The sequence below is a fragment of the Ciceribacter thiooxidans genome (assembly GCF_014126615.1).
Lineage (GTDB): Bacteria > Pseudomonadota > Alphaproteobacteria > Rhizobiales > Rhizobiaceae > Allorhizobium > Allorhizobium thiooxidans.
In genome coordinates, this window is sequence record NZ_CP059897.1 from 623,616 (window position 1) to 648,499 (window position 24,884).

The window sequence follows — 24,884 nt, forward strand, 5'->3', positions numbered from 1 at the left end:
AGGGCTTACTTGACCGCTCCGAGCGCCATGCCGCGGATGAGATAACGTTGCAGCCAGGAGAAGACGATGGCGACCGGCACTGTGGCGAGCACGGTGCTCGCCATGACATGGTGCCATTCGACCTGGTATCGGCCAGCTACCTGGGAGAAGATTTGCACCGGCAGCGTGTAATCGTTCTGGTTGCGGATCAGCGTGAGCGCCAGCACGAACTCGTTCCAGCTGTTGATGAATGTGAAAATTGCCGTGACCACCATTGCGGGAATGGCGAGAGGCAGGAAGATCTTCACAAGGCTGGTGAAATGGGTTGCGCCATCTATCCAGGAGGCCTCCTCGAGGTCGCGCGGTATCGTATTGAAGTAGCTCTGCAGCATCCAGATCGTGAAAGCCATGTTGAAGGCAACATAGGTGACGACCAGCGAATTGAGGCTGTTGACCAGATTGAGGTGTACCATCAGCCGGAACAGGCCCAGGACGAGAACGATTGGCGACATCATCTGGGTCATCAGCAGGAAGTTTCTGTAGAGTCCCTTGCCGACGAACCGGTAGCGGGAAAGTGCGTAGGCCGCGGGGATAGACAGCAGGATCGCGATAATGGTGGATGCGATGCTGACATAAAGGCTGTTGAGCAGTGCGCCACCGAAGTTGGTCTTCGCCCACATCTCGACGAAGTTTACCCAGCGAAATTCACTGAAAGTCCAAGTCGGCGGATAGACAAACAGTTCGTCGCGTGGTCGCACGGCGGTCACGAACATAATGCCGAATGGAAGGAGGATGACAACGCAAAGGGGAGAGAGCAGGACCCAGTAGAGTATCGATTTCTTGAGTTTAGGCGTCATTTATGACCTGCTCCTCGGCTAGATTGTCGGATTCCTGGCGCATGACGAGGAAGACGTAGGCGATGGTGAAGACGAAGAGCACACCGAACATGATCAACGAGATCGCCGATGCCTTGCCCAGTTGTCCGAAGCGGAAGGCGAGCTTGTAGAGGTAGGTGACGAGGATGTCGGTACCATTTGCCGGACCGCCCTCTGTCATGACCCAGATGATCGGCAATGAATTGAAGACGTAGATGACGTTGAGGACGATGGCGATATTGATGAAGGGCTTCATCAGCGGCAACGTGATATGGCGAAACATTTCCAACGGCCTCGCTCCATCGACAGCTGCCGCCTCATACGAGTCCTGTGGCAACGAGGACAACCCGCCCAGAAAGATCGTCGTCGTAAACGGTATCGAAACCAGGATCCCGACCAGGATCTCTACGGTGAATGCCAGTGAAGCCGTGGCCAGCCATTCGACTGGCTCTGAAATGATATGGAGGTCCATCAGTGTGGCATTGATCAGACCGGCGCGGCCGTTGAGGCTCCAGCGCCAAAGTACGGCTGTCATGGTCAGCGAGATTGCCCAGGGCAACATGATGATGACGCGTGCCACGCTGCGGCCATAGAAATCGTCGTTCAGCATGATGGCGACTGGCAGCGATATGACCAGTGTGCCGCCGACCACGACGACGGTCCAGATCACCGTGCGCCCGAGCGACGCATAGAAAAGCGGATCGGCGAAGACTTCCGAGAAGTTCTTCAAACCTGAAAACCCCATCAGCTTGCCGAAGCGGCTGACCTCCTGCATCGAAGTCCATCCAAGATCGAGAACCGGATAACCGATGATCAGGACTGCAAGCAGCAGGCTCGGCAGGATCATAAGCAGAGGCGTGGAGCGCAACGTAGATTTCATTAGGGGGCTTCCCGTCCTGGTCCGCCGGACATGACATCGAAAAAGGGGCAGCAGTCGCCGCCCCTTTTTGTCTCGTTTACTTGCCGCGGATCTTGTTGATTTCGGCTGCTGCGGCCTTGAGGGCTTCTTCAGGCTGGGCCTGGCCGAGATAGATCTGCTGCATCGTGCGAACCGTCACGTCGGCGATTTCTTCCCAGTTGGCGATGGTCGGAGCGAACTTGGCATACGGAAGGCCCGCAGCAAAGCCGGCGATGTCCGGGTCCTTGGTGAAGTTGTCGAGTGTCGCGACGTTCTTCGTCACCGGCAGGAAGCCTTCGCCGAGGTCGAATTTCTGACGCCATTCATCCCTGTAGGAAAACTCGATGAACTTCCAGGCTTCCTTCTTCACCTGCGACGAGGAGAAGAGCATCAGCGTATCCGTCACGCCATAGGTGGCCTTGGCTTTTCCTTCCGGGAACGGCATGACCGCATATTTCAGGTTCGGAGCTTCCGCCTTGATCTGCGGGATCAGCATCGGGAAGGTAAATACCATACCGAGCTTGCCCTGCTTGAACATGTTGAAGATTTCTTCGCGGTTGTAATTTGTCGGCGAGGGCTGGGTCAGGCCTTCATCGATCAGCTTCTTGTACAGCGTTGCTGCTGCGAGCGCTTCCGGTGTGTCGAGGCCCGAGGTGCCGTCAGCCTTCAGGATGTCGCCTCCATGCGTCCAGAGGCTGTAGTAGTAGTAGGCGTCCGTCTCGATTTCCTTGCCCTGGAGACCGAAGGGAAACACATCCGGCAAGGTTTTCAGCTTCTTGGCCGCCTCGTAGAACTCGTCCCAATTGGTCGGAGCCTTGGCGCCCGCCTTGTCCAGAAGCTCGGTATTGACGAGCATGGCGCGAGCGGATGCTGCGACCGGCAAGCCCATGATCTTGCCGTCGATGACCGACGGCGACATGAAGGTATCGATGAAGGTCGCCTTGAATTCCGGTGTAAGGTAGGAATCGACCGGCTCGGCGATGCCCTGCTGTTCGAAATCGACAAGCCAGCGTGTGCCGATGATCGAAATGTCCGGCGCCTGTCCTCCGGCAATGTCGGTGGTCAGACGCTGCAAGAGCGTGTCCCACGGAACTACCTGTATGTTGATCTTGATGTCGGGATTTTCCTGCTGGAACGCGTCCGCCATTTCCTGGAAGAAGGGTCCGGTCTTGGAACTATACTCCGCGACGGTGAAATTGACCTGCGTCTCCGCCAAGGCCGGAGCCCCTGCCCAAGCCATGCCCACGGCCAGTGCGGATGCTGTCATTGCACTCCGAATGCTGAAATTCATCGATGTGTTCTCCTCATGGGGTCGCTATCCCTTCTTCTACCTGACGCATTTCGCATTCAGGCTTTCGACTTGACGAGCACACTGTGCGACACCATTAAGGCGGGTTAAAATACTATTATCGCATGAAGGCATGAAGAAGCGGCATAGCGGCGAGGCGCGAGACAAGGCCACGCCGCGCGGATACGCAGAACGCAAAAAAGGCGGGCCTAAACCCGCCTTCGTTCTAACCAACCGATGTTTCCCGGACGATCCTGTCAGGGCCGGCCCCAGTCATACTCCGGTTCATAGCCAAGCACGCGACGAGCCTTGTCGATCGACAGGAGCGTTTCCCGACCCTTGATAGGACGTTTGACGGCCACGTTCGGGAAAATCGAAGCCATCAGTTCGGCGCTGCCGCGCGCCATCACGGTATCCGCGTTCGCGATGATGAAATGGTCGGCGCCGACTAGATCGACATGTAATGCCTTCCGTACCGCCTGCGCGCAATCGCGCCCGTCAATATAGCCCCAGCAGTTCCATTCCCTGAAGTGCGGATCGTCCTGCCACGAGGCGAACTGTTCATAGTCAGCGGGCTCCATGACGTTGGACAGCCTCAGCCCGATGAAGGTCGTGTCCGGATTCCAGCGCTGCATCTGCCGTGCCATCTCCTCTCCGAGATCTTTCGATAGTGAGTAGGCGCTTTCGGGACGCATCGGATGGTCTTCGTCTACCGGCACATAGGAAGGCGGGTTCGACGGGCTGAAGGGAAGTCCGAGCGTGGTTTCGCTCGATGCCCAGACGATGCGCTTGACACCGACGCGGATCGCCGCATCGAAGACATTGTAGGTCGACACGACATTGTTTCGGAAGATGACGTCGTCGGGCATCAGGTCAGGAGCGGGGATGGCCGCGAGATGGACGACTGCGTCCGGCGTGCGGAACTTGCGGAAGGGATGATCCTTGCCACCGCTCCACTGCATGGCGTCGATGACCTGGCCGAGATCGTTGAGGTCGACCTTGTAGAACGGGCAGACGGGATCCTTCGACGCCTGCATGTCGATGTTCAGGACGTTGTAGCCATGCTCAACGAGACCGCGGCACACCGCCCGGCCTGCCTTGCCGCTGCCACCAGTCACGACGATGTTCTTCATTCGATGCTCCCTTACCTGTGCGATGCCGCCGAATTCCCTGCGGGTTTCCGTCCGGCGGGCAGATCGAGTCACCCTACGTCCGTGCGATGCGGCAAGGCGAATGCGAAATCGTGATCCTGTCATGTTTGTTCTGCATTGGAAGACTGAACCGTCCGCCGGTAGTTGTCGATGAGGATGGCAGGGGCGCAAATGGGTTGCCGTCGCGCTTTCCAACGCAACAAGTGATCGACAGGAGTCGAGATATGCCGCGCCATGACGGGACCATTGCGATTGTGACGGGTGCAGGCCACGGTATCGGCCGCTGCATAGCCGGCCAGCTGGCTGCCGAGGGCGCCGCGGTTGCCGTGCTGGAAGTGGATGAGCCAAGCGGCCACGAGACGGTCAGCCAGATCATCGAGGCCGACGGGCGCGCGGTCTTCGTCAAGGCCGACATCACCGACGCGGCCCAAGTCGAGACCGCCTTTTCCGCTGCCGAGGCGGCGCTTGGGCCCGCAAACCTTCTTGTCAACAATGCGGCCTTTACCGATGCCGGCGACCTTAAGGGAATGAAGCTCGAATCCTGGCATCGCGAGATCGAAGTCAACCTCAACGGCACCTATCACTGCATAAGAGCGATCATCCCGCGCATGCGAGCCAAGGGTGGCGGCGCCATCGTCAATATCGCGTCGGTGAACGGGATGCGCTACTTCGGCAATCCCAGCTACAGTGCCGCCAAGGCTGGCATCATCAACCTTACCATGTCAGTGGCCTCCGAATTCGGCCGCGACGGCATCCGCTGCAACGCAGTGTGCCCCGGTTCGGTGCGAACCGAAAACGTCACCTGGACCATTCGCCAGCAGAAGGATCCGGACATATTCCAGAAGCTTGGTCGCTGGTATCCGCTCGGTCGCGTCGCCGAGCCCATGGACATTGCCAGAGCTGTCTGCTTCCTCGGATCCGACGAGGCCGGATATATATCCGGAGTTGCACTGCCGGTCGACGGCGGCATGCTGGCCGGAATGAATGTCATGATCGATGAATTCATCCTAGAAGCCTGACTCAATCAGCGGAGACTAAGCATGCTGATCATTTCCGAAGCTCTGGCCCGGGATCTCGTCACCATCGAGGAAACCATCGAGGCAGTCGAGCAGACCTTTGCAGCCATGGCGCGGGGTTTCGCGCGGAACTATCCGGTGGTTCGCGAGGTCGTCGGCCATGCGGACGCCGTCTTCGGTGTGAAGACGGGAGCCGACGTCTCCGCACCGTTTCTCGGTCTTAAGGCGGGCGGCTACTGGCCGCACAACTTGGCCCGCGGATTGACGAACCATCAGTCCGCCACGCTCCTATTCGACCTCAATACCGGGCGTGCATCGGCGCTCGTCAGCGCCAATTACCTCACCGGCGTCCGTACCGGGGCCGCAAGCGCGATTGCTACCAAGCACCTTTCCCGAGCGGATTCGGCGGTCCTGGGCATCATCGGAACGGGCACACAGTCCGTCTATCAACTACTGGCGACCCTTGCTGTCCGGCAGATCACGACCGTACATGCATGGGATCCCTCGCCGGGCAACCTGGCCGCCTTCGGCAAGACGGTTGTTGAGCTCGGCCTTGATTACCATGCCCACGAGAACCGCGAGGACGTCGCCCGGCTTTCCGACATTCTAATCACCGTCACGCCCTCTACCAAGGCTCTGGTTGACCGGGCTTGGGTTCGGCCGGGAACGCATATCTCCGCCATGGGCGCCGACACGAAAGGCAAGCAGGAGCTTGATCCACGGCTCGTCTCTGCTGCCGCGCTCTTCGTCGACGAAGCGGCCCAATCGATCAGTATTGGCGAGTTCCAGCACGCCTATGCGCAGGGGTTGATCAAGGAGAGCGATATTCGCGGCTCAATCGGCGAGGTGATCTCTGGTATCAGTGAAGGACGCAGGTCCGCCGAGGAGATCACGATCTTCGACGGAACAGGCGTGTCGCTGCAGGATCTGGTTGTCGCCGACCTCGCTGTCCGGCGAGCCGCCGAAAATGGTTTGGGATCCGCGGTTGAGTTCTGACGGGCTTGCCGGCGATGGCCACGAAGATGAAGGCGAGCATGCGACTTGCGATGTGGACCTATTCCTGGGACATCCAGGATCAGGGTCTGGACCGGCTGACTGTCGAATTGCGCGACCGGGCGGGTTTGAACAACGTCAGTCTGGCGACCTCCTATCATGCCGGCCATTTCCTGCAACCGAGAAGCCCCGGCCGGAAATCCTATTTCCCGGAAGACGGCACCGTCTACTATCGCCCCCAGGCGAAGCTCTGGGAGCAAAAGCGCATCCAGCCGCTCATGGCGCGCAACGTCGCCGCGCGGGGTGATATGCTGGACACCCTGATCAGGGCTCGTGATGAGGGCGGCATGTCCGTTTCCTGCTGGACGGTATGCCTTCACAATACGCGCCTCGGTCTGCTTCATCCCGGCGATGTCACACGCAATGCATTCGGCGATCCCAATCCGTTCAATCTCTGCCCGTCGAGCCCTGCCGCCCGCGACTATGTCGCGACGATGGTGCGGGATATCACCAGCCGCTATAAGCCAGACATGGTTGAACTCGAAAGCCCGAACTTCATGGGCTTCCTGCACGGCTTCCACCATGAGAAGGACGGCGTCGGCCTGACGCCTGAGGACGATTTCCTGTTTTCCCTCTGCTTCTGCGACCATTGCCGCACGGCCACCATGCGCGTCGGGATCAACATCGACGGTGCGCGGAAGGTCGTTCGCAAGTTTCTCGCAGAGGCCTGCGAGCGCGCGGTTCCCGAAGTTCAGTTCGCGGACTTTCCGGAAAAAGGCATTTCCGCCTTTCGCGACTATCCCGATCTATATGCCTTCCTCGCCTGGCGTACCGAGCCCGTCACCAGCCTTGTTCGCGAAATCCGCGAGCAGGCCGACGAGGCCAGCAAGATCGTGCTGATCGATCTCAAGGACGGTTGGATCGGCGGCGTGGACCTTGCTGCTGTCGGCAAGGTGTGCGACGGCGCCATTCTCTGCGGCTATGACATGGAAGTGGACGACATCGCGGCTCTTATGAGGAACGGCCGCGACATCCTCGGTCCGGACAAATATCTGGGAGTGGGCTTTCGGGTGTTCTATCCGGAAATGCGCGGAGCCGATGACCTTGCCTTGCGAGCAGAGGCCGCCCGAGCGGGCGGCGCCGACGGCATCAATTTCTACAATTACGGGCTGATCCCAAAGGCGCGGCTCGACTGGGTCCGCAAGGCCGTTACCCGTCTCCGAGCGTGACAGTCAGATCACGCGGCCAGGACGGATTCCCGTCAGCCTCCCGTCGGCAACGACCGCCCTTCCGTTGACCCAGAGATGGGAAATACCGGTGGCCATTTCCGTCGATCGCTCAAAGGTCGCGCGATCGGCGATGTCATCGGAAAACAGCACCAGATCGGCTGCCATGCGGGGCCGGACGACGCCGCGATCCAGCAGCGAAAATCGCTGGGCGGCAACCGATGTCATCCTCCGAACGGCATCCTCGATCCCGAACCATTTCCTGTCCCGCCGAAGCGGCCCCGCAATGCGCGGAAAAGTCCCGAACGCCCGCGGATGAGGCCTGGATCCCGGGCGTGGCAAGCCATCCGAGCCCGCCATGTAAAGGCGATGGCAACAGGCGCATTTCAGGTCGTCCTCGTCGAGCTGGAACAGGATGATGCCTGTTTGGCCATCATCCTCCAGAATGAAACGGAGCATGAGGTCGAACGGCTCAACAGAAACCCGCTCCGCCGCGGCTTGCATGTCCAGTCCCTCGAAGTTTTTCAACGCGTCGATGCCGATCGCTGAAAGTTGTACGTTTTCCCACCCGATCAGGGACACCTTGCTCTGGCTGTCGAATTCCGGGCCTCCCTGATTGACCCAGCGCCGCAGGAGTTCCCGGAAGGACTCATCTTCGAGCCGCTTCTTGAGGGCTTCGAGGCCGCCATCCATCGTGGCCGGCGGCAGCAATTGCAGGATCCAGGTGCTGCCCGCCGGATAGGGATACATGTCGAAACTGATGTCGACGCCCTCCTGGCGCATGGCCTCCAGCCTGTCCAGAGCAACCGGGATTTGGCCCCAATTGGGCCGTCCCGCCGACTGAAGGTGCGAGAGGAGCCCAGCGGCCCCCGACAGACGCAGAATGTCGGCGAACTCCTCCATTGCCGGAAGCAGTCCCGCCTCATAGGCGCGGATATGGGCTGCGAGGACCTTGCCGTGGCGGCGGACGACGCCGGCGAGCGCTACCATCTCAGTCATGTCGCCGAATGCGCTCGGGGGATAAACGAGTCCGAGAGACAGACCCGCCGCGCCTTGCGAGAGCTGGACGTCTAGCATCGCACACATCGTGTTGATCTCGCTTTCGCTCGCGTGCCTGCGATCGTGCCCCAAAATCGCTAGGCGCAAAGCTGCGTGGCCGACAAGGGACACGAGATTGAGGGCAATTCCCTGACCTTCCAGTCGCTCGCGATAGGACTGCAGATCATCGAAGATCTCGCGGTCTTCGGTGTGGCCGAGCAGTCCCGAAAAGTGCCGTCGCAGGTTCTCCCGTGACGTATCGACGGCCGGATAGAGCGAGAAGGAACAGTTTCCCACGACAATGCTGGTGACACCCTGGAAGGCCTTTTCCGGCCGGTCCGGCTCGCGCAGGAATATAAGGTCGTCGTGGCAGTGGGCATCGATGAAGCCAGGCGCGAGATAGCGATCCGCGCCTTCGACGACGATGTCCGCCGCTTCTCGTGGAAAGTCCGTCCCGATTCGCGAGATGTGACCCTCATCGATCAGCACATCTCCACGATACCACGGCGAACCGGTTCCATCGATAATGCGAACACTTCGGATTAGCGTCCGATCAGTCATGCGTTTCTCCCTAAGCGGAACTTTTTCAGTAATCGCCCTTGGGCGGATATTCGTCCGCAACCTCCGGTCCGGACCTCAGAGTGCTGCCGCCGCATTCATTCCAACGTGCAGACGCGGATCTGCAAGCCGGCCTCGGTCCAAGCGCTTGCCGGCGAATTCTCGGGGTCGATCGAGGCGTCACGGGCGGCATCAAGCGTGTCGAAGTGGGTGAAGTTGGGAAGAAGGGTGTTGACGGCAAGCGACTTCGACGTGTCGGCGCCTCTCCCAATAGCCTCGGCACTGTGTTCTGCTTGGCAAAATTCGGTGTCAGTGACGACAACGACGGTCGTCGGGGGAGGTCTTGCATTGCGGAAGCACCTACAGATTTGTATCGGTTGGCATGGCGCCGAAGCAGAACAGCGGGTCGAACCAGAGTATGGTGGCCCGCATTTCTGGGGAAATGCGGAATACACATAGATCACGTAGAATGGTGCATGGGCCGCGGAGCGTTCATGTCTGAATTGTCCGCCTTGGCGAGGATAGTAGTTCCTAGAAGATTGAAGCGCATACAGATGCGACCGTGGCCCGGCTCGTTGATAGCTGGGACAGGACCTTGTTCGAGCCTCGCGATTGAGGGCATCACGGTCAGCAAGTCTGCGTTACATCGGACCTTGGTCGGTAGGGGCCGACACCTGGAGGAAAAACTTGGCCACGCGGGACATGGCTGAGCCGCCCGAATGTTGATGACGATTCCCAATCAGAGTTCCCTGGCGAAAGCATTCGAAAAGGTCGACGCCTTCGGCCAGAAGAAGGAGTCATCCCTTGACGATCGGGTCGTCGCTTCTCGGCGTCGTCATCAAGCTGGTCGGAAGTCTGCCCTCTATGATTGGCGGGTTCATCCGGTGCGGCCGCGGCAACGCCTTTGCAGTCTTCGGCAGGAACCGGAATTCCTTTTGGTGATGGCCGCTCGCTCCTTCGTTGGAACGCTCATCGGAGGTCGACCTTTCGGATGGGTACCTGCGGCAGTCTTGCTTCCGTTGTTGGTAACGAGCCCCATTGTCTCTGCTATGAACGTCTGGTGGCAAGATGATGTATTTCGATGAATGTCGAAATAGCCATTGACAGCCTCGCTCAAACTGCATAGCGTATTTCCATGATTATCGAAGAAGCAGCATCACAACTGGAGGCGCTGGGAAATCCCTCCCGGTTGAATATCTACCGGGTGCTCGTGAGGGCGGGGCGCGACGGCATCGCCGTCGGTCATCTCCAGGAGCGCATCGGCATCCCGGCGTCGACCTTGTCCCACCACCTCAAACGGCTGGTGGAGGCGGGTCTCGCATCACAGGAGAGACAAGCGACGACGTTGATCTGCCGGGCAGACTATCCGACCATGCAGTCGCTGATCGGCTTTCTCGTGGATGAGTGCTGCGCGGACGAGAAATGTTGCGGCGAGCAGGAGGAAGAGGTGGTGTGACGCCTCTTTTTTTACGCCGGTAATTCTATAATTCTAGAACTATGGAAAAGGAGGGCATGATGTCTGCCAGATCAGAACTTCCCGTGGCGGTCGTAGGTGCGGGGCCGGTCGGGCTTGCGACGGCCGCACGCCTCGTTGAACGCGGCATCGAGCCCATTGTCTTCGAGAAGGGCGGTTCCGTTGGCGCTTCTCTGCTGGAATGGGGGCACGTCCGTGTCTTCTCGCCCTGGCGATACAATATCGATGACGCCGCACGCCGCCTCCTCGAGGCCGAAGGCTGGAAAGCCCCAAATCCAGACGCTCTGCCGAATGGAAAGGAGATCATCGAGAACTATCTGGTGCCTTTGTCGAGGGTCGCTCCAATCCGCCGGGCCGTCAGGCTGCGCGCGACGGTGACGGCAGTGACTCGGAAGGGATTGGACAAGGCGGCTTCGCGAGGGCGGGATACGGCGGCATTCGTTGTGCGATACCTCGACGGTGGCATCGAGCGGGAGGTGGATGTGCGCGCCGTCATCGACGCCTCCGGCACGTGGAACCAGCCGAACCCGATGGGCGTGGATGGGCTCGCGGTCGCGGGCGAGCGCCAGACGACCAGGATCTCCTACGGTATTCCGGACGTCACCGGGATGCGCCGCGGCACGTTCGCGGGAAAACGGACCCTCGTCGTCGGCAGCGGCCACTCGGCGATCAACACGGCCCTCGCGCTCATGGAGCTGCAGCAATCCGATCCGGAGACGGAGATTTTCTGGGCGCTCCGCCAGAGTGGCGTCGACCGTCTGCTCGGCGGGGGCCTGAACGATCAGCTCCCCGAACGCGGCGCGCTCGGCCTTGCCGCGAAGAAGGCCATGGACGAGGGCAAGCTCAGTATGCTGACGGGGTTTGCCGCCCGTGCCGTCCAGGAGGACGGGGAGCAGGTGACGGTGCTTGCGGCTGCCGGCGGACGGGAGATCCGCTTAGTCGTTGACAACGTCGTGGTGGCGACGGGATTCCGGCCGGCCTTCGACTTCCTTCGCGAACTCCGCATCGGGATTGATCCCGCGATCGAGGCGCCGCCAGCGCTGGCTCCGCTCATCGACCCGAACCTGCATTCGTGCGGCACCGTCCCTCCGCATGGCGTGGAAGAGCTTTCCCATCCCGAAAAGGACTTCTACATTGTCGGCATGAAGTCGTACGGACGCGCGCCCACGTTCCTGATGAAGACCGGCTACGAGCAGGCCCGCTCTGTCGTCGCGGAGATCGCTGGCGACCACGAGGCAGCCCGGCGGGTGGAACTGGTACTTCCAGAAACAGGCGTCTGTTCCGCCGGCGTCAAGTCGGCCGTGTCGTCCGGCTGCTGCGGCGGGCCGTCGACCACACGTGAGGACGCATGCTGCGAGGCGGACACTGTGGCGAAGGACGAAGGCAAAGCAGGCTGCGGCTGCGGTGCGAAGGCCCCGACGGAAAGGGCGGTCGAGAGATTGTGAAGTCGTCCGAAGCAAGACTGCCGGTCCGGGCGCTTGCCGGGCTGGGTGCCACGCAGATCATCGGCTACGGCACGCTCTATTATTGCCTGAGCATTCTCGTGCCCGACATCGCGCGCGACCTCGCGGTGTCGGAGCAGGAGGTCTATGGAATGTTCTCCGTCGCCCTGCTCGTCGGGGCCTTCGCTGCGCCCATGTCCGGCAGGCTTGCGGACCGGTGGGGTGCCGGAAGGGTGATGGCCACCGGCTCCTGCGGCGCGGCGCTCACCCTGGTCCTTGCCGCGCTTTCGACAGGACCCGCGACCTTCGCGCTTGCGCTGACGATGATGCAGGTCGTCTCCGCAGGCGTCCTCTATTCCACCGCCTTCACGGCGATCGTGCAGGCGGGGGACGGCGGGCGCAGACGTCCATCGTGCATCTCACGCTGATTGCTGGCTTCGCGTCGTCCCTTTTCTGGCCACTGACCTCATGGCTGCATGCCCGGATGCCCTGGCAGGACGTCCTGCTGCTCTACGCGGCGCTGCATGTCCTCGTCTGTCTTCCCGTGCACCTCGGCATTGCCCGCCTTACATCTGGCGCCGTGATGGCGGCGCGCGCGGCTCCCTCCGAAGAGGCAAGGCGCCCGGCAGCGAACGGAAAGCTGGTCTTCCTCCTGATGCTCCTCGGCTTCGCCATCGAAGGTTACGCACTGTCCGCCATGCTGGTCCACATGGTGCCGCTTACGCAGGCGCTGGGCCTCGGGACGGCAGGGCTTCTGATCGCCTCCCTGTTCGGCCCCGCGCAGGTCGCCAGCCGGCTGCTAAACCTGTTGTTAGGCGGCGGCCTTTCCCAGTCCCGGCTCGCGGTCATCGCGGCCGTCTTGATGCCGATCGGGATCGTGATCCTGCTTTCCACGACGCCGTGGTTCGCGGGGGCGGTGATCTTCGCCATATGCATGGGACTGGGCTCCGGCCTGACGAGCATCGTCGGAGGAACCTTGCCGCTCGAACTCTTCGGGCGGCAGGGCTACGGCAGCAGGATGGGATGGGGTACGACGGCCAAGCAGGTGACGTCGGCCGTCGCGCCGGTCATGATGTCGATATCCATGGCGGGGATCGGCGTGCACGGCGCGCTCTGGGTCGTCATGGCGGTGGGTCTGGCGGGCGCCGGTGCGTTTGCGCTTATCCCTCTGGTTTCCAGAGCGCCGGACGGGCCGGCGGCTATACCGTCCTGATCGAACCTTCACCTCCTCCGAGGAGCGCCATGGCCGTGGAAACCGGCATCCCGGTTCTCTTGAGCCCGGGAAGGCTCTCAACGGGTGCGCCCCTGGATCTCGCCGGACCCTGATCGGGATTGCACCGGTCCTCATCGTGAAGGTGAGACACCGGCTGTCGCCTTGTCTGCCGGACGCTGCAAGTGTCCCCGGCTCTCCATTGCAGAGCCCGGATCTGGATCAAGTGTCGATCCTGATCCGCATCGTTCGCTTCGGGAACACGCCGTGGCCATAGAGGATGGGGGTGCCGGCGCTGTCAGTGTCGACATAGGTCATGATCATGACCGGAAGGGAAACTGAGACACCGAGTGCCGCGGCCTCGCGCGGTCGCGGCATGCGGCAGTCGATCCACGTCGATGCGCGGAAGAAGGCATCGACGCCGAACCTGGCCAGCGCCTGCGTGAAGCTCGCAGTCTCGCCGAAGGCCGCGGCGATCCCGTCGAACCGCTGCTTGGCGAACATGTGATAGCCGTAGGTGGCGATGCCGGGGCCAACCGTGCGCAAGGTCTCGGTCACAACCAGCGGCGTGCCGACCTCCAGCTTCAGGGTGCGGGCGATCGCCTGATTGGCCGGCTGCTCGTAGCTGTCGAGCAGGCGTCCGCCACGTCCGCCGTCGAAGCGCTTCTCCACTTCGCTCCACTTGGCGTTTCGGTCGAGCCTATATTCGAACGGCTCGTCGGCGACGAAGACGCCTTTACCTTGATGCGCCTTGACGATGCCCTTCTGCGCGAGGCTGGCAAGCGCCTGCCGCACCGTATGACGATTAACGCCGTACTTTGCCGTCAGTTCATGCTCGCTCGGCAGCCGTTCGCCGGCGTCATACACGCCCGTCTGTACATCGACCTCCAGATCCGCCTCGATTTGCCGCCATACCGGCAGTTCCCGGTCCCGCCAGACGGGATTTTTCGAAATGTCCATTCGCTGACCCTTGCCTGCCCGAATCCACCGCGCCGCTCCGGCATATTCCTTGGTTGCTCGGCCCTTCCAGCGATCCTCGACCACGTCACAAAAAAATCATGTGCCGGCAACATCGCTGTAACAGAACATGTTCATACAGTCTAGACAAGTTGCGAGGTGAAGCGAATGCTCGAATTCGTCGTCAGCAGAGTGTTGCGTACAGGCCTGACCGTCGCCGTCATCGTTACGGCGGTGTTCTTTGCCACCCGGCTCTCCGGCAATGCAATCGACTTTCTCGCCGGCGAAGGGCTCGGCGCGAAGGATCGCCAGTTGCTGATCGAATACTATGGGCTCGACGGATCCTACGGCGAACAGTTCGTCCGCTATCTGGCTTCGTTGGCCGACGGCAATTTCGGCCTATCGCTGATCGAGCGGCGTCCAGTGGCACAGATCTTCGCCGAGCGCGTATGGCCATCGCTCCAGCTCATGATCGGCGCAGTGGGGCTGACGCTGTTGGTCTCCGTGCCTGCGGGCATAGCCGCCGCGATCTACCGCAATTCCTGGATCGGAAATGCGATCATGGGTGGTGCCTTCTTCGGCTACGCCATTCCCAATTTCGTCCTGGCGATACTGTTGTTGCTTGTCTTCTCCTTTTGGTTGGGCTGGTTGCCCTCGACCGGCAACTCCACCTGGCTGCATTTCGTCATGCCGGTCACCGCGCTTTCGACCTTCTACATCGCCGGTATGACCCGCTTCATCCGAAACGCCATGCTGGACGTGCTGAACCAGGAATATCTGCGTACTGCGCGGGCAAAAGGGCTGCCGGAGCGGGTTGTCATCCTCAAGCATGCGCTTCGCAACGCCAACATTACCATCCTCTCGGTGCTGGGTCTGCAGATTGCCGGTCTGGTGGCAGCCGGCAGCGTCGTCATCGAGACGGTGTTCTCCTGGCGTGGCATTGGAGAACTTCTGGTCTCCTCGGCCATTCGCCGGGACTATCCGGTTCTGCAGTTCGGCGTGCTTGCCGTCGCCCTCGCCGTCATCGTCATCAACCTGCTGGTCGACCTCGCATACGGCCTTGCAGATCCGAGGGTACGCCTCGGAAGGAACGCTTGAGAAAGGCTGGCAAAGATGTCCGATACCACGATCGACACCCTTCCAGAGGTGACGTGCTCGCCCCTTTCAGGACGCCTTCGATGGCTGGCCATGGCGCGGCGCGCCTGGATGGGGCTGGACTGGCCGATGCGGCTCGTCATGCTTTGCGCGGTCCTGCTGGTGCTTGCCGCCCTTGGAGCGTCCCTGATCTCGCCGTTCGAGCCGAATGCGCAAAGCCTGTTGTCACGGTTGAAGCCGCCGATCGGTTTTGCCGGCGCCAAGGCCGGGCATTTCCTGGGTACCGACGAACTTGGCCGCGACGTGCTGTCGCGCTGTCTCCACGGTCTGCAGATGACGCTCTCGATTGCACTGTCCGGCGCGATCATCGGCATGCTGATCGGGGGCACGCTCGGCCTTCTAGCGGGTGCTGTCGGCGGTAGGATCGATGCCTTGGTGATGGCGCTCGTCGACATTCAGATTGCGGTTCCGTTCACCCTCGTCGCTCTTCTGGCGGTCGCCGTCTTCGGCAGCGACATCCAGGTTCTGATCGTTGTGCTCGGCATCGCATACTGGGAGCAGTACGCGCGGATCATCCGGGGCGAAGTGTTGAAGCTGCGCGAGATGCCGTTCATCGAAGCGTCGCGGGCGGCGGGCGCCTCGTCGTTCCGGATCGCCTTCCGCCACATTGTTCCCAACGTCATCTCGCCGCTCGTCGTGATGTTCACGCTGAACTTCTCGAACATCGTGTTGCTGGAATCGAGCCTCTCCTTCCTCGGGCTTGGCCTAAGGCCGCCGACCGCAACGCTCGGCTCCATGGTCGGTATCGGCCGCGACTACATGCACACCGCACCGTGGATCGTCGCAGCGCCGGCTCTGCTGATCCTGCTGATCACCTTCGTGGTGCAGATGCTCGGAGACCGGCTGCGCGATCGTATGGACGTGCGCCTGCGGGACCGCTGAGCACCACGCGACGATGGCGGTTCGCCGCCGACACCAATACCGGCCGTCCGAAAAACGGCCGGACCTTTTGAAGCCCTGCAACGGAGACCATCATGAAGACCAGGATGATCATCACTTCGACACTGCTCGCGCTGACCAGCGGCAGTGCCCTTTCCGCCGAACTGACGGTGGGATCGGCCAACATGCCGCCCTATCTCGACCCCGGCCGCGACCACTCGAACGTCGGATCGCAATTCTACTACAACAGCTTCGACGTGCTGATCGACAAGGATGCCGAATCGGCCGAGACGAAGTTCCGGCCGGGTCTTGCGACTGAATGGAAGCTCGTCGAGCCGACCGTCATGGAACTGAAGCTGCGCGAGGGCGTCGTTTTCCAGAACGGCGATCCGATGACGGCCGACGACGTCATCTTCTCGCTGAACCGCATGCTGCAGCCGACCTTCAAGCCCTATGTCGTGCGCGCCAAGGACCGTCTCGGCAATTTCGACCGCGCCGAGAAGGTCGATGACCACACGATCCGCATCGTCGCCAAGCGCCCCGAGCCGCTTTGGGAAACGCTGATCAACATGCAGCAACTGATGATCATTCCGGAGAAATATACCAAGGCGCTCACCGGTGACCCGAACGCCGCCGAGGATTCCGACTACGAGGCCTTCTCGCTGGCTCCGATCGGCACGGGTCCCTACAAGATCGCGCAGTTCGTGCCGGGCGAAAAGCTCGTCTGGGAACGTCACGAGGCCTTCTGGGGCGACAAGGCCCCCTTCGACAAGGTGACCGTCTCCTACGTGCCGGAAATGGCGAGCCGCATAACGGCGCTGAAGAACAAGGAAGTCGACATCATCACCAACGTGCCGCCGGACCAGCTCGCAACCATCGAGTCCAACAGCAATCTGAAGGTCGCGAGCGACGTCACGCCCCTGTTCCACATCCTGATCTTCAACACCCAGAACGAGGTGATGAAGGATCCGAAGTTCCGCCAGGCGATCAGCTATGCGGTGGACCGCGACACGCTCAACGAGGCGCTGTGGCTCGGCAAGGCCGTGGTTCCTTCGACCCACACCTACAAGCAGTTCGGCGAACTCTACATGCCGGAATTGAAGACCTTCGAGTACGATCTGGAGAAGGCCAAGAAACTGCTGGCCGAATCCTCCTACAAGGGCGAGGAGATCCGGATGGACACCTCGGCCGTCTATTATACCAATGGTCTGCTCGCCATGCAGGCAATCGCCGAGATGTGGAACGCAATCGGCATCAAGACCCGCATCAATGTCGATGACAAGTGGACGGGCGGCGATCCGACCATGATGGTGCGCAACTGGTCTAACCCAATGTATTTTGCCGACCCCTTCGGTTCGTTCGGCGTCATGTGGGCACCCGAAGGACCGTCGGAAGGCGAGGGCCGCTTCAAGACCGACGAAGCCTATGCCACGACCTGGGAGAAGTTCCGCTTCTCTGAGAAGGTGGAAGACCGCAAGGCCGCCTATGTCGAGCTGATGGACCGGATCAAGCAGGATCCTCCGATGCTGGTGCTCTATCAGCCATACGAGTCCTGGGCGATGCAGAAGGACGTTCAGTGGGGTCCCAAGCCGGGTCATATCCCATATGTGCTCGACTTCCGCGCCGGCTCCATCTCGGTCGCTTCCAACTAAGAGACATGTCGTCATCGGGCGGCGTGTCTGCCGCCCGGTTCCTCCCATTTTTTCAAGGCGGATCATCCATGGCCACTACGCGCCTCTGCATCGTCACCGACATTCATCACGGCAAGGACAACTTCACTAAGAAAGGCACCTCTGCGCTCCGTCTCCTCGAGGAGTTCACGGGTTTCGTCGACCGGACGAAGCCGGATGTCGTCATCGACATGGGCGACCGGATTTCCGATTGTGACAAGGAGACGGACAAGCGACTGGAACAGGACGTCGCCGAAATCTTCGCCGGTGTGAACACGCCGCGTTTCCACATCTGTGGCAATCACGACCGCGACTATCTGAGCGTGGACGAAAACGCCGCCATCCTCGGCCAGGATCTTTCCAGCGCCACGGTCGACATCGGTGACTGGACCCTGGTCATCTGGCGGGCGGATGCCAAGATCCATCGGCCGGGCGGTTTCATCCTGCCGGAGGCGGATCTGCTGTGGCTCGCCGGCGTCGTGCGCAACGCCACGCGCCCGCTCGCAATCTTCAGCCATGTCCCGGTTTCGGGCCATTCCCAGGCCGGAAACTACTACTTCCAGCGCAATCCCGAGGCCTCGACCTATCCGGCGGGAGCCGAGCGCGTCCGCGCAATTCTCGCCGGCGCCCGCGTGCCGGTTGCCTGTTTTGCCGGTCATGTGCACTGGAACACGATGACCATGGTCAACGGCCAGCCGCATTTCACCCTGCAATCGCTGACCGAGACCTTCACCACGCATCCGGAACCGGCCGGCTCCTATGCTCTTCTCGAGCTTTCGGACCGGATCGACTGGACGGTGTTCGGCAAGGATTCGATGCGCGTTTCGCTCGACGCCGCGGAGACGGCTCGTCACTGGATCGAACCGCTTCCGCCCTTCCACGAGCATCCGGAAATCCGACTTCGCCATCTCCAGCAGGCGGCCGAATAGGGATGACGATGACCGACAGAACCAGAACCCCTCTGCTCCAGGTCGAGAACCTGTCGGTCTCGTTCGACACGGCGAACGGACCGCGCGCTGCGGTCCAGGGTCTCTCCTTTGATATCTTCGCCGGTGAAACGCTTGCGATCGTCGGGGAATCCGGCTCGGGCAAGTCCGTCACCGCGCTGTCCATCCTCGGGCTCATCGAGCGAGAGGGCGGACGGCTCGACAAAGGCCGCATTGCGTTCCGGCGCGATGACGAGAGCGTCGTCGACCTCGCCGCGATCAGCCGGCCGCAATTGCAGCGCATTCGCGGCAACTCCATCTCGATGATCTTCCAGGAGCCGATGAGCGCACTCAACCCGGTGCTGACGATCGGCGACCAGATCTGCGAACCACTCATCCATCACAAGCGATTATCACCGAGCCAGGCGTTGCGCGAGGCGCGCGATCTTCTCGACCGCGTTCGCATCTCCGATCCCGGTCGCCGACTTGCGCAGTATCCGCACGAGCTCTCGGGGGCATGCGTCAGCGGGTGATGATCGCCATGGCGCTTGCGTGTTCGCCGCGCCTGCTGATCGCCGACGAACCGACAACCGCGCTCGACGTTACGATCCAGGCCGGGGTTCTCGATCTCATTCGCGAATTGCAGGAAAACAGCGGTACGGCGGTCATCTTCATCACCCATGACATGGGCGTCGTCGCGGAGATGGCTGATCGGGTCGTCGTCATGCGCCACGGGGCGATGGTCGAGACGGCAGAGACAGGCGCGCTGTTTCGCCAGCCGCGCGCCGCCTATACGCGTGAGTTGCTCGATGCCGTTCCGAAGCTCGGCTCGGGTGCGCCAGTCTACGCTGCCGCGACGTCGAAGGCAGAGGCGCCCGGTTTCGAGACCGAGGCGGAGCCGGCCGAAGGACTGGTGCTCGAGGTGAAGAATCTCGTCACCCGGTTCCCTGTCCACAAGGGTATGCTCAGGCGGCTCGTCGCGCGGGTCCATGCTGTCGAGGATGTAAGCTTCACTCTGCGGGCGGGCGAAACGCTCGGTCTGGTGGGTGAGTCCGGATCAGGCAAGTCGACCGTCGGCCGCTCGGTCCTCAAGCTGGTCGAGCCGGAAAGCGGTCGGATCCTTTTCGGTGGCAGGGACCTCATGCCGCTCGGCCGTCGCGACATGCGTCCGATGCGGCGAAACCTGCAAATGATCTTCCAGGATCCCTATGCGAGTCTCAATCCGCGTATGAAGGTCGCCGAGCTCGTCACCGAGCCGCTGATCATTCACACAAGGCTTGATCCGCGCGAAAGGCGGGAGGTCGCGGCGGAACTGCTCGCCCGGGTGCGATTGCCGGCCGACAGCATCGACCGCTACCCTCACCAGTTTTCCGGCGGACAACGCCAACGAATCTGCATTGCCCGCGCGCTCTCGTCGAAGCCGAAGATCATTGTCGCCGACGAAGCGGTTTCGGCGCTCGACGTCTCGGTTCAGGCAGAGGTCATCGACCTGATGCAGGAATTGCAGCGCCAGGACGGTATTGCCTATCTCTTCATCTCCCACGACATCGCTGTCATTGAGAAAATGAGCCATCGCGTCGCCGTCCTCGATCAGGGCCGTATCGTCGAGATCGGGAGCACGGATGCAGTCCTGCAGCACCCGCGACACGACTATACGCGGCAGTTGCTTGATGCCGTTCCGGTTGCGGATCCCGAGCGCCGTCGGGTGCGCACATCAGTTCAGCAGATCGAGCGGAAGAATCCGATTCGTCCAGTTGGTCACAGTCCATCCCCACTGATCTATCAAACCATCGGGACAGATCATCAAGTCCTTACCGCGTGATCAGCGATGGGCGGTTGCGCTCTGCAGATGGTCGGCGAGATCCGGAGGAGGATCCGCCCGCGCAAGCGAGAGTCTGTCGCCGACCGTGGATGATCCGTACCAGTCAAGCCGTCGGGCGCCGCTGCTGCATCAAGGCGCCAATCGTAATCGCGCCACTTATCAGGAGGAGCCAGTCCTGCTGCACCCCGAGCAGGAAGGCGGCCGAACCGCCGATCACCGACCAGATCACAGGGATGGCAAGCAACCAGCGCGAAAATCCCGTTGCGAGCAGCAACATTCCGAATGTGAAGATCGTGACCGGGCACGGCGTGACACCGAACATCGGCATTGCCGGCCATGAATGTCCTGTCGCGACGCCAAGAAGCGGGTAGATCACCATCGCGTAGGCAATGAATGCGTAGCCGATCCATCCGGCGAGGTCGTCGCGGGCGGAAAATGCTATCCTCGATCGGACAACACCGGCGAAGACGAAGTAGAACCCCTGCAGCGCAAACAGGGCACCGAACAGATAGGCTGGCCTGTTGATCGCGGAGAAGAAGATGCCGTGATAGGCGATGCCCGTCCAAAGCCACATCAGCGCAAGAGCAAACGCGATCACCCGGTCGGACCAGCCCGATTTCGAACAAATGAGCGCGACGGCCATCGCACCAACCAGATAGGCAACGATTTGCGCTGGCCAAATCGCGGCGTTATAGGCGGCGAAGACTGCAAGGAACTGTTCGATGGTGAAAGGAAGCATGGCCGTACCGTTTTCGTTCGCTTCTTCGTCTGTTTCCTAAATAGCTGGGCGCGCGCCGGATTTCATTGACGACTGACAAAGAAGTCGGTCGGTGGCGGTGCAGCCGGTTCGAGGTTTATGGGATTGGCTACGGGGCCGTTCGCACCGCGATGCGTCCTCGGCTCCAGCTAGCTGGAATGCAGAACAAAGGCTTCGAGGGCGTCGGCTGCGATCGGCTTATACATAATCTCGATGCCGGCGGCCTCTGCATCGAGACGGGTCTTTGGTGTACGGTTTGCCGTGAGGATGCGGGTTGGGCGCTCGCCATATTCCGCATGCAAGGCTTTTACAGTCTCTATTCCAGTCAGAGCCCCGTCCAACTGCTGGTCGACAAGATATACATCAGGTACGATCCCGATCTCCTCTAGCAGTGAGAGTGCTTCTTCACCGCTTGTCGCTTCGAGGACGCTTACGCCTCTCCGCTCGAGAAGCATGGCGATAGCTCGACGCAGGTCAGCGTCGTTCTCCACCAAAAGCGCGATGCAGTCGCCGTTGTCTCCCGGCTCCTCCGCTATCGTCGGAGTGGTCTCCCGACGGGTGGGTTTCGCGTGCTGTACGGCGACGGCCAGATCAACAGAAAAGCAGGTACCGCGTCCTGGCGTGGACCGAAGTGCGAGCCTGTGACGAAGCAGCCCGCACGCCCTTTCCACGATTGCGAGACCCAGGCCCATGCCTTCTGATGCCGAGGCGGAACCCTCGATGCGGTGAAATTCGCGGAATATCGATTCTTGCTGGTCCAAGGGGATACCCGGTCCCGTGTCATGGACTTCGATGCGCACCTGACCTTTCACCCGTCTTGGCCCGACGAGAACGCGACCGTTGCTCGTGTAACGGATCGCATTGCTGATCAGATTCTGCAGAATACGGCGCAGATAAGTAGGATCACTTGATACCGTCAGCTTACAAGGCAGGATGTCGAGCCTCAGTCCCTTGCCAGCCGCGATGGGCGCAAATTCGTCGGTAAGCTGTCTGAGCAGAAGGGAAAGGGGAACCGGTCCGATATCGACTGCAGCACCGCCGGCCTCAAGCCGAGAGATGTCCAGCAATGCGCCGAGTATCCCCTCAACGCTAACAAGTGCGTTGTGTGCCTTTTCAAGGGTGCCACGCATCGGCATCGCATCCGCATCGTCCCGCGCCGCTGCGACGAACAGCTTTGCGGCGGAAAGCGGCTGCAACAGGTCATGACTCGCCGCCGCGACGAAGCGGACTCTGGCCGAATTGGCTCGCTCTGCCTCGGCGAGCGCTGCCGCTAGGTCTCCTGTGCGGGATGCTACGCGTGCTTCGAGCGTGGCGTTCGCGCGGGTCATCGCTTGTATCGCATGGCGTTCACGAGTGACGTCGGCAAACGACATAACAAATCCCCGTCCCGGCATCTCCTGCGCGAACACATCCAGTATGATTCCGGAGGAATGCTCGAGTTCAAAGGAAAGCGGCCCGCGTGGCAGCGTGCCGTCAACCCAACGGGTCAGTACGTCAAGAGGAATGCCCTTGCCCATTGTTGTGGTGCGGGCCATGCGGTTGGCCAGTGACCCGAAGGGCGTTCCCCGCCGCAATAGTCGTGGTGGAATATCCAGAAGATGCGCAAACCGGCTGTTCCATCCCGCTAATCGGCGATTGGCATCGAAGATCCCGACGCCCTGGTTAATGTGCTCCAGCGTGGCGCCGATCATGCGCGCCTGATCGTTCAGAAGCTTGCCCCGTTCCGATCGTTCCTTGCGCATGATATCGGTGATGTTGGTCTGGAGGACGACAGTGCCACCGTCCGCGGTACGCTGTTCGCTGACCTGGAGCCAATGGTCGCCCGCCAATTCCACGTTGAAGACTTGCGGCGTTCCGTGCAACCGCATCCGTTCCGCCGCCCAGACGTCCGGCGCTACTCCCTTGGGGAGAGCGAGCAGGCTGGAACGGCTGACGGCCTCAACATAGGCGACAAAGGTCATCCCGGGTGTAAGCCTCCGGCGCACATCGTCAAGATCGCGACAGAAGCGCGAACTGCAAAGAACCAGCACGTCCGCTTGATCGAACAGCGCAAAGCCTTCTTCGATCGCCTCGATTGCTTGCGAGAGGTCAAGTCTCGCTCGCTCTGCGGCGCTGTTGGCATCATTGAGTTGCTTCAGAGTTGCTTCGAGATCACGCGTGCGCTGTCGGACACGCTCCTCGAGGATGGCTGCGCGGCGAAACTGCTCAAAGGCTGCTCCCCGGTCTCCCGAACTCTGCTCGACTTGACGCATCAGGGCATCGGCGATCTCGAGCATTTTTTCGAGGTTGCGTGCTTCGCCGTCAGCGGCATCGAGAAGGCCATCGGAGATGCGCTTGTTCATGGGATGGTTCCAGAAACGATGGTGCCGGGAGGATAGAAAGCGAGTCCGGTCATCGTGTGGTTGACGTGCATGGGGCCGATCTGCTCCCCGTAGGTCGAGAAGCCAATCACGCCATGTTTCCGCAACAACTCCGAAACACGCCCTGTCATCTGCGTTTCCTCAGCCTCGATCCGCCGCAGTACACAATCGAAGGCCAGAATGGCGACCGGGTCTCGTGGTTGCTTCATGGCCTGCAGCTCGTCTGCCAGATGGGTCACAAGATCCCTCGGTTCGGCGATCGTCAGAACCATACCCTCATCAATTGCAGAAAAGAACAGAAGCTCTCCCGAGGGCAAAACCCGTTGGATCGCGCGGACATAATGACGCTCACCCATGCGGACCGTAAGGGATGAATTGCAAAGGTCAGCGTGTTGATGCTTTCCGGATGCATCCCGATGAGCCGGGCATATTCGTGCACAGCGGGCTCGGCATTGATCCGCCGCACGATGCGGGCGGACGGATCCGCCTCGGTCACGACCATCCGCCGCTCCGTCGGCTTGATATGATCCATCTTGAAAGTGCGCATCGGGCAAGAACTGCGCATGACCGAGATCACGGCGGCGTTTGCAAGAACCCGATCGCGGTCGAAGACCAAAGTCTCGCGGAAGCGGGCGCCGTCGCCCGCCGAACCGCCAATCAGCGGCATTGCCCCGGTGCCCGCAGCGAGCGCCGAGGCCAGCTCGTCCTCACGGGTCGACAGGCCGTCAACGAGCAGCAAAGCGAACTCTTCCGGAAAGTGTCCACTCTCGCGAGCGAGCGTTTGGCGAAGATGCAACAGCGCATCGGAAAGCTCGCTCGCAACGAGCGTCGAGAGATCCGAAACAAGCAGCGTCTCGGCAGCAAAATAGCGGGCATGAAAGCCCACCGCGACGATGCTTCCGTCATCATAGCCTGCGCTGGAAATCTCACCCGCTGTCGTACAACCGGCGATTCGGGCGTCCGGCCAGGCTAGTGCCGCGTGCGAAACGGTGGCAAGCACGTTAGCCTCAGGAGAAACGAAGAGTAGGACAAGCGAAAACGGGCCGGGGCCAAGGCTTGCCGCCAGGAGCTCGACCGGGCAGGTGTCGTGCGCTGAAACGCGCGCACGCGCAACGAACTGTTCCTCCACGGGCGATGGCCTCCTCCGCCTTTCCCCCGTCATCGAGTCTAAAGCATCTGGCGACCCGCGTGCCAGCGCGAAGTCGTGACC

At 61.1% G+C, this 24,884-nt stretch carries 21 protein-coding genes and 2 pseudogenes; 13 read left to right on the forward strand and 10 right to left on the reverse strand.

Going from position 1 to position 24,884, the window contains the following annotated elements; genetic code table 11:
• Positions 1-5: 5 nt before the first annotated feature.
• The 4 genes from H4I97_RS20890 to H4I97_RS20905 all read right to left on the reverse strand — a co-directional run bounded on the left by H4I97_RS20890 (position 6) and on the right by H4I97_RS20905 (position 4,173).
• Positions 6-836 carry a carbohydrate ABC transporter permease gene (locus H4I97_RS20890; RefSeq protein WP_182308922.1) on the reverse strand — a complete coding sequence of 277 codons (831 nt, stop codon included), beginning with the start codon at positions 834-836 and terminating at the stop codon, positions 6-8.
• Positions 826-1,734 carry a carbohydrate ABC transporter permease gene (locus H4I97_RS20895; protein ID WP_182308923.1) on the reverse strand — a complete coding sequence of 303 codons (909 nt, stop codon included), beginning with the start codon at positions 1,732-1,734 and terminating at the stop codon, positions 826-828. The genes H4I97_RS20890 and H4I97_RS20895 overlap by 11 nt, the downstream gene beginning before the upstream one ends.
• A 76-nt stretch (positions 1,735-1,810) precedes the next feature.
• Entirely contained in the window at positions 1,811-3,043 is a 1,233-nt protein-coding gene (locus tag H4I97_RS20900) for an ABC transporter substrate-binding protein (RefSeq protein WP_244658892.1), read from the reverse strand.
• Between the two features lie 254 nt (positions 3,044-3,297).
• Positions 3,298-4,173, reverse strand: a complete 876-nt coding sequence (locus tag H4I97_RS20905; protein WP_182308924.1) for an NAD-dependent epimerase/dehydratase family protein — start codon at positions 4,171-4,173, stop codon at positions 3,298-3,300.
• An 86-nt stretch (positions 4,174-4,259) separates the two neighbouring features.
• On the opposite strand from H4I97_RS20905, the gene H4I97_RS20910 reads away from it, so the two are divergent.
• The 3 genes from H4I97_RS20910 to H4I97_RS20920 are packed head-to-tail and all read left to right on the forward strand — an operon-like array spanning position 4,260 to position 7,429.
• Entirely contained in the window at positions 4,260-5,210 is a 951-nt protein-coding gene (locus H4I97_RS20910) for an SDR family NAD(P)-dependent oxidoreductase (protein WP_182308925.1), read from the forward strand.
• A 21-nt stretch (positions 5,211-5,231) separates the two neighbouring features.
• Positions 5,232-6,203: an ornithine cyclodeaminase family protein gene (locus tag H4I97_RS20915; RefSeq protein WP_182308926.1), complete on the forward strand. Its 972-nt coding sequence runs from the start codon at positions 5,232-5,234 to the stop codon at positions 6,201-6,203.
• Positions 6,204-6,241: 38 nt separating this feature from the next.
• Entirely contained in the window at positions 6,242-7,429 is a 1,188-nt protein-coding gene (locus tag H4I97_RS20920) for a hypothetical protein (protein WP_182309016.1), read from the forward strand.
• 3 nt (positions 7,430-7,432) lie between these two features.
• On the opposite strand, the gene H4I97_RS20925 is transcribed toward H4I97_RS20920, so the two are convergent.
• Positions 7,433-9,025, reverse strand: coding sequence for an N-acyl-D-amino-acid deacylase family protein (locus H4I97_RS20925; protein WP_182308927.1), 1,593 nt, complete (start codon positions 9,023-9,025; stop codon positions 7,433-7,435).
• Positions 9,026-9,744: 719 nt separating this feature from the next.
• On the opposite strand from H4I97_RS20925, the pseudogene H4I97_RS24635 reads away from it, so the two are divergent.
• The 5 genes and pseudogenes from H4I97_RS24635 to H4I97_RS20945 form a co-directional block, all read left to right on the forward strand.
• Positions 9,745-9,843 (forward strand): annotated as a pseudogene (locus tag H4I97_RS24635) (arsenical resistance protein ArsH); the annotation flags it as partial.
• Positions 9,844-10,157: 314 nt separating this feature from the next.
• Positions 10,158-10,478: an ArsR/SmtB family transcription factor gene (locus H4I97_RS20930; protein WP_182308928.1), complete on the forward strand. Its 321-nt coding sequence runs from the start codon at positions 10,158-10,160 to the stop codon at positions 10,476-10,478.
• Positions 10,479-10,537: 59 nt separating this feature from the next.
• Positions 10,538-11,941, forward strand: coding sequence for an FAD-dependent oxidoreductase (locus H4I97_RS20935; RefSeq protein ID WP_182308929.1), 1,404 nt, complete (start codon positions 10,538-10,540; stop codon positions 11,939-11,941).
• Entirely contained in the window at positions 11,938-12,366 is a 429-nt protein-coding gene (locus H4I97_RS20940; protein ID WP_182308930.1) for an MFS transporter, read from the forward strand. Before H4I97_RS20935 ends, H4I97_RS20940 begins: the two co-directional genes overlap by 4 nt.
• Positions 12,351-13,151, forward strand: a complete 801-nt coding sequence (locus tag H4I97_RS20945; protein WP_182308931.1) for an MFS transporter — start codon at positions 12,351-12,353, stop codon at positions 13,149-13,151. The genes H4I97_RS20940 and H4I97_RS20945 overlap by 16 nt, the downstream gene beginning before the upstream one ends.
• Positions 13,152-13,370: 219 nt before the next feature.
• Here H4I97_RS20945 and phnF read toward each other — a convergent pair whose 3' ends face one another.
• A complete protein-coding gene (gene phnF, locus H4I97_RS20950; RefSeq protein WP_182308932.1) occupies positions 13,371-14,108 on the reverse strand; it encodes a phosphonate metabolism transcriptional regulator PhnF in 738 nt (245 codons plus the stop codon).
• 165 nt (positions 14,109-14,273) lie between these two features.
• Between phnF and H4I97_RS20955 the strand changes: the two genes are divergently transcribed.
• From H4I97_RS20955 to H4I97_RS20975, 5 genes and pseudogenes are all read left to right on the forward strand, one after another.
• Complete coding sequence (locus H4I97_RS20955) at positions 14,274-15,203, forward strand: ABC transporter permease (protein WP_182308933.1); 930 nt, start codon at positions 14,274-14,276, stop codon at positions 15,201-15,203.
• Positions 15,204-15,218: 15 nt separating this feature from the next.
• A complete protein-coding gene (locus H4I97_RS20960; protein ID WP_244658893.1) occupies positions 15,219-16,142 on the forward strand; it encodes an ABC transporter permease in 924 nt (307 codons plus the stop codon).
• Between the two features lie 92 nt (positions 16,143-16,234).
• The gene (locus H4I97_RS20965; RefSeq protein WP_182308934.1) at positions 16,235-17,791 is read left to right on the forward strand and encodes an ABC transporter substrate-binding protein; all 1,557 of its coding nucleotides are present in this window, start codon (positions 16,235-16,237) and stop codon (positions 17,789-17,791) included.
• A gap of 68 nt (positions 17,792-17,859) precedes the next feature.
• Entirely contained in the window at positions 17,860-18,738 is an 879-nt protein-coding gene (locus tag H4I97_RS20970; RefSeq protein ID WP_182308935.1) for a metallophosphoesterase family protein, read from the forward strand.
• 2 nt (positions 18,739-18,740) lie between these two features.
• A pseudogene (locus H4I97_RS20975) lies at positions 18,741-20,557 on the forward strand (ABC transporter ATP-binding protein).
• Between the two features lie 103 nt (positions 20,558-20,660).
• On the opposite strand, the gene H4I97_RS20980 reads toward H4I97_RS20975, so the two are convergent.
• The 4 genes from H4I97_RS20980 to H4I97_RS20990 all read right to left on the reverse strand — a co-directional run bounded on the left by H4I97_RS20980 (position 20,661) and on the right by H4I97_RS20990 (position 24,803).
• Positions 20,661-21,296 (reverse strand): DUF6064 family protein, encoded by a 636-nt coding sequence (locus tag H4I97_RS20980; protein ID WP_182308936.1) that lies wholly within the window; start codon positions 21,294-21,296, stop codon positions 20,661-20,663.
• Positions 21,297-21,463: 167 nt separating this feature from the next.
• Positions 21,464-23,656, reverse strand: coding sequence for a PAS-domain containing protein (locus H4I97_RS20985; protein WP_182308937.1), 2,193 nt, complete (start codon positions 23,654-23,656; stop codon positions 21,464-21,466).
• On the reverse strand, positions 23,653-24,030 hold the full coding sequence (locus H4I97_RS24640; protein WP_244658894.1) for an FIST C-terminal domain-containing protein: 378 nt from the start codon (positions 24,028-24,030) through the stop codon (positions 23,653-23,655). The genes H4I97_RS20985 and H4I97_RS24640 overlap by 4 nt, the downstream gene beginning before the upstream one ends.
• Positions 23,937-24,803, reverse strand: coding sequence for an FIST signal transduction protein (locus tag H4I97_RS20990; protein ID WP_244658895.1), 867 nt, complete (start codon positions 24,801-24,803; stop codon positions 23,937-23,939). Before H4I97_RS20990 ends, H4I97_RS24640 begins: the two co-directional genes overlap by 94 nt.
• Positions 24,804-24,884 lie beyond the last annotated feature (81 nt).

What these genes read in the sequence shown, in the direction of transcription:
- H4I97_RS20910 (WP_182308925.1), top strand. Translation starts at nt 4,260, where the DNA reads ATGCGGCAAGGCGAATGCGAAATCGTGATCCTGTCATGTTTGTTCTGC.
- H4I97_RS20985 (WP_182308937.1), bottom strand. Translation starts at nt 23,656, where the DNA reads ATGAACAAGCGCATCTCCGATGGCCTTCTCGATGCCGCTGACGGCGAA.
- H4I97_RS20970 (WP_182308935.1), top strand. Translation starts at nt 17,860, where the DNA reads ATGGCCACTACGCGCCTCTGCATCGTCACCGACATTCATCACGGCAAG.
- H4I97_RS20925 (WP_182308927.1), bottom strand. Translation starts at nt 9,025, where the DNA reads ATGACTGATCGGACGCTAATCCGAAGTGTTCGCATTATCGATGGAACC.
- H4I97_RS20980 (WP_182308936.1), bottom strand. Translation starts at nt 21,296, where the DNA reads ATGCTTCCTTTCACCATCGAACAGTTCCTTGCAGTCTTCGCCGCCTAT.
- H4I97_RS24640 (WP_244658894.1), bottom strand. Translation starts at nt 24,030, where the DNA reads ATGGGTGAGCGTCATTATGTCCGCGCGATCCAACGGGTTTTGCCCTCG.
- H4I97_RS20920 (WP_182309016.1), top strand. Translation starts at nt 6,242, where the DNA reads ATGCGACTTGCGATGTGGACCTATTCCTGGGACATCCAGGATCAGGGT.
- H4I97_RS20895 (WP_182308923.1), bottom strand. Translation starts at nt 1,734, where the DNA reads ATGAAATCTACGTTGCGCTCCACGCCTCTGCTTATGATCCTGCCGAGC.
- phnF (WP_182308932.1), bottom strand. Translation starts at nt 14,108, where the DNA reads ATGGACATTTCGAAAAATCCCGTCTGGCGGGACCGGGAACTGCCGGTA.
- H4I97_RS20935 (WP_182308929.1), top strand. Translation starts at nt 10,538, where the DNA reads ATGTCTGCCAGATCAGAACTTCCCGTGGCGGTCGTAGGTGCGGGGCCG.
- H4I97_RS20905 (WP_182308924.1), bottom strand. Translation starts at nt 4,173, where the DNA reads ATGAAGAACATCGTCGTGACTGGTGGCAGCGGCAAGGCAGGCCGGGCG.
- H4I97_RS20915 (WP_182308926.1), top strand. Translation starts at nt 5,232, where the DNA reads ATGCTGATCATTTCCGAAGCTCTGGCCCGGGATCTCGTCACCATCGAG.
- H4I97_RS20965 (WP_182308934.1), top strand. Translation starts at nt 16,235, where the DNA reads ATGAAGACCAGGATGATCATCACTTCGACACTGCTCGCGCTGACCAGC.
- H4I97_RS20930 (WP_182308928.1), top strand. Translation starts at nt 10,158, where the DNA reads ATGATTATCGAAGAAGCAGCATCACAACTGGAGGCGCTGGGAAATCCC.
- H4I97_RS20955 (WP_182308933.1), top strand. Translation starts at nt 14,274, where the DNA reads ATGCTCGAATTCGTCGTCAGCAGAGTGTTGCGTACAGGCCTGACCGTC.
- H4I97_RS20890 (WP_182308922.1), bottom strand. Translation starts at nt 836, where the DNA reads ATGACGCCTAAACTCAAGAAATCGATACTCTACTGGGTCCTGCTCTCT.
- H4I97_RS20960 (WP_244658893.1), top strand. Translation starts at nt 15,219, where the DNA reads ATGTCCGATACCACGATCGACACCCTTCCAGAGGTGACGTGCTCGCCC.
- H4I97_RS20900 (WP_244658892.1), bottom strand. Translation starts at nt 3,043, where the DNA reads ATGAATTTCAGCATTCGGAGTGCAATGACAGCATCCGCACTGGCCGTG.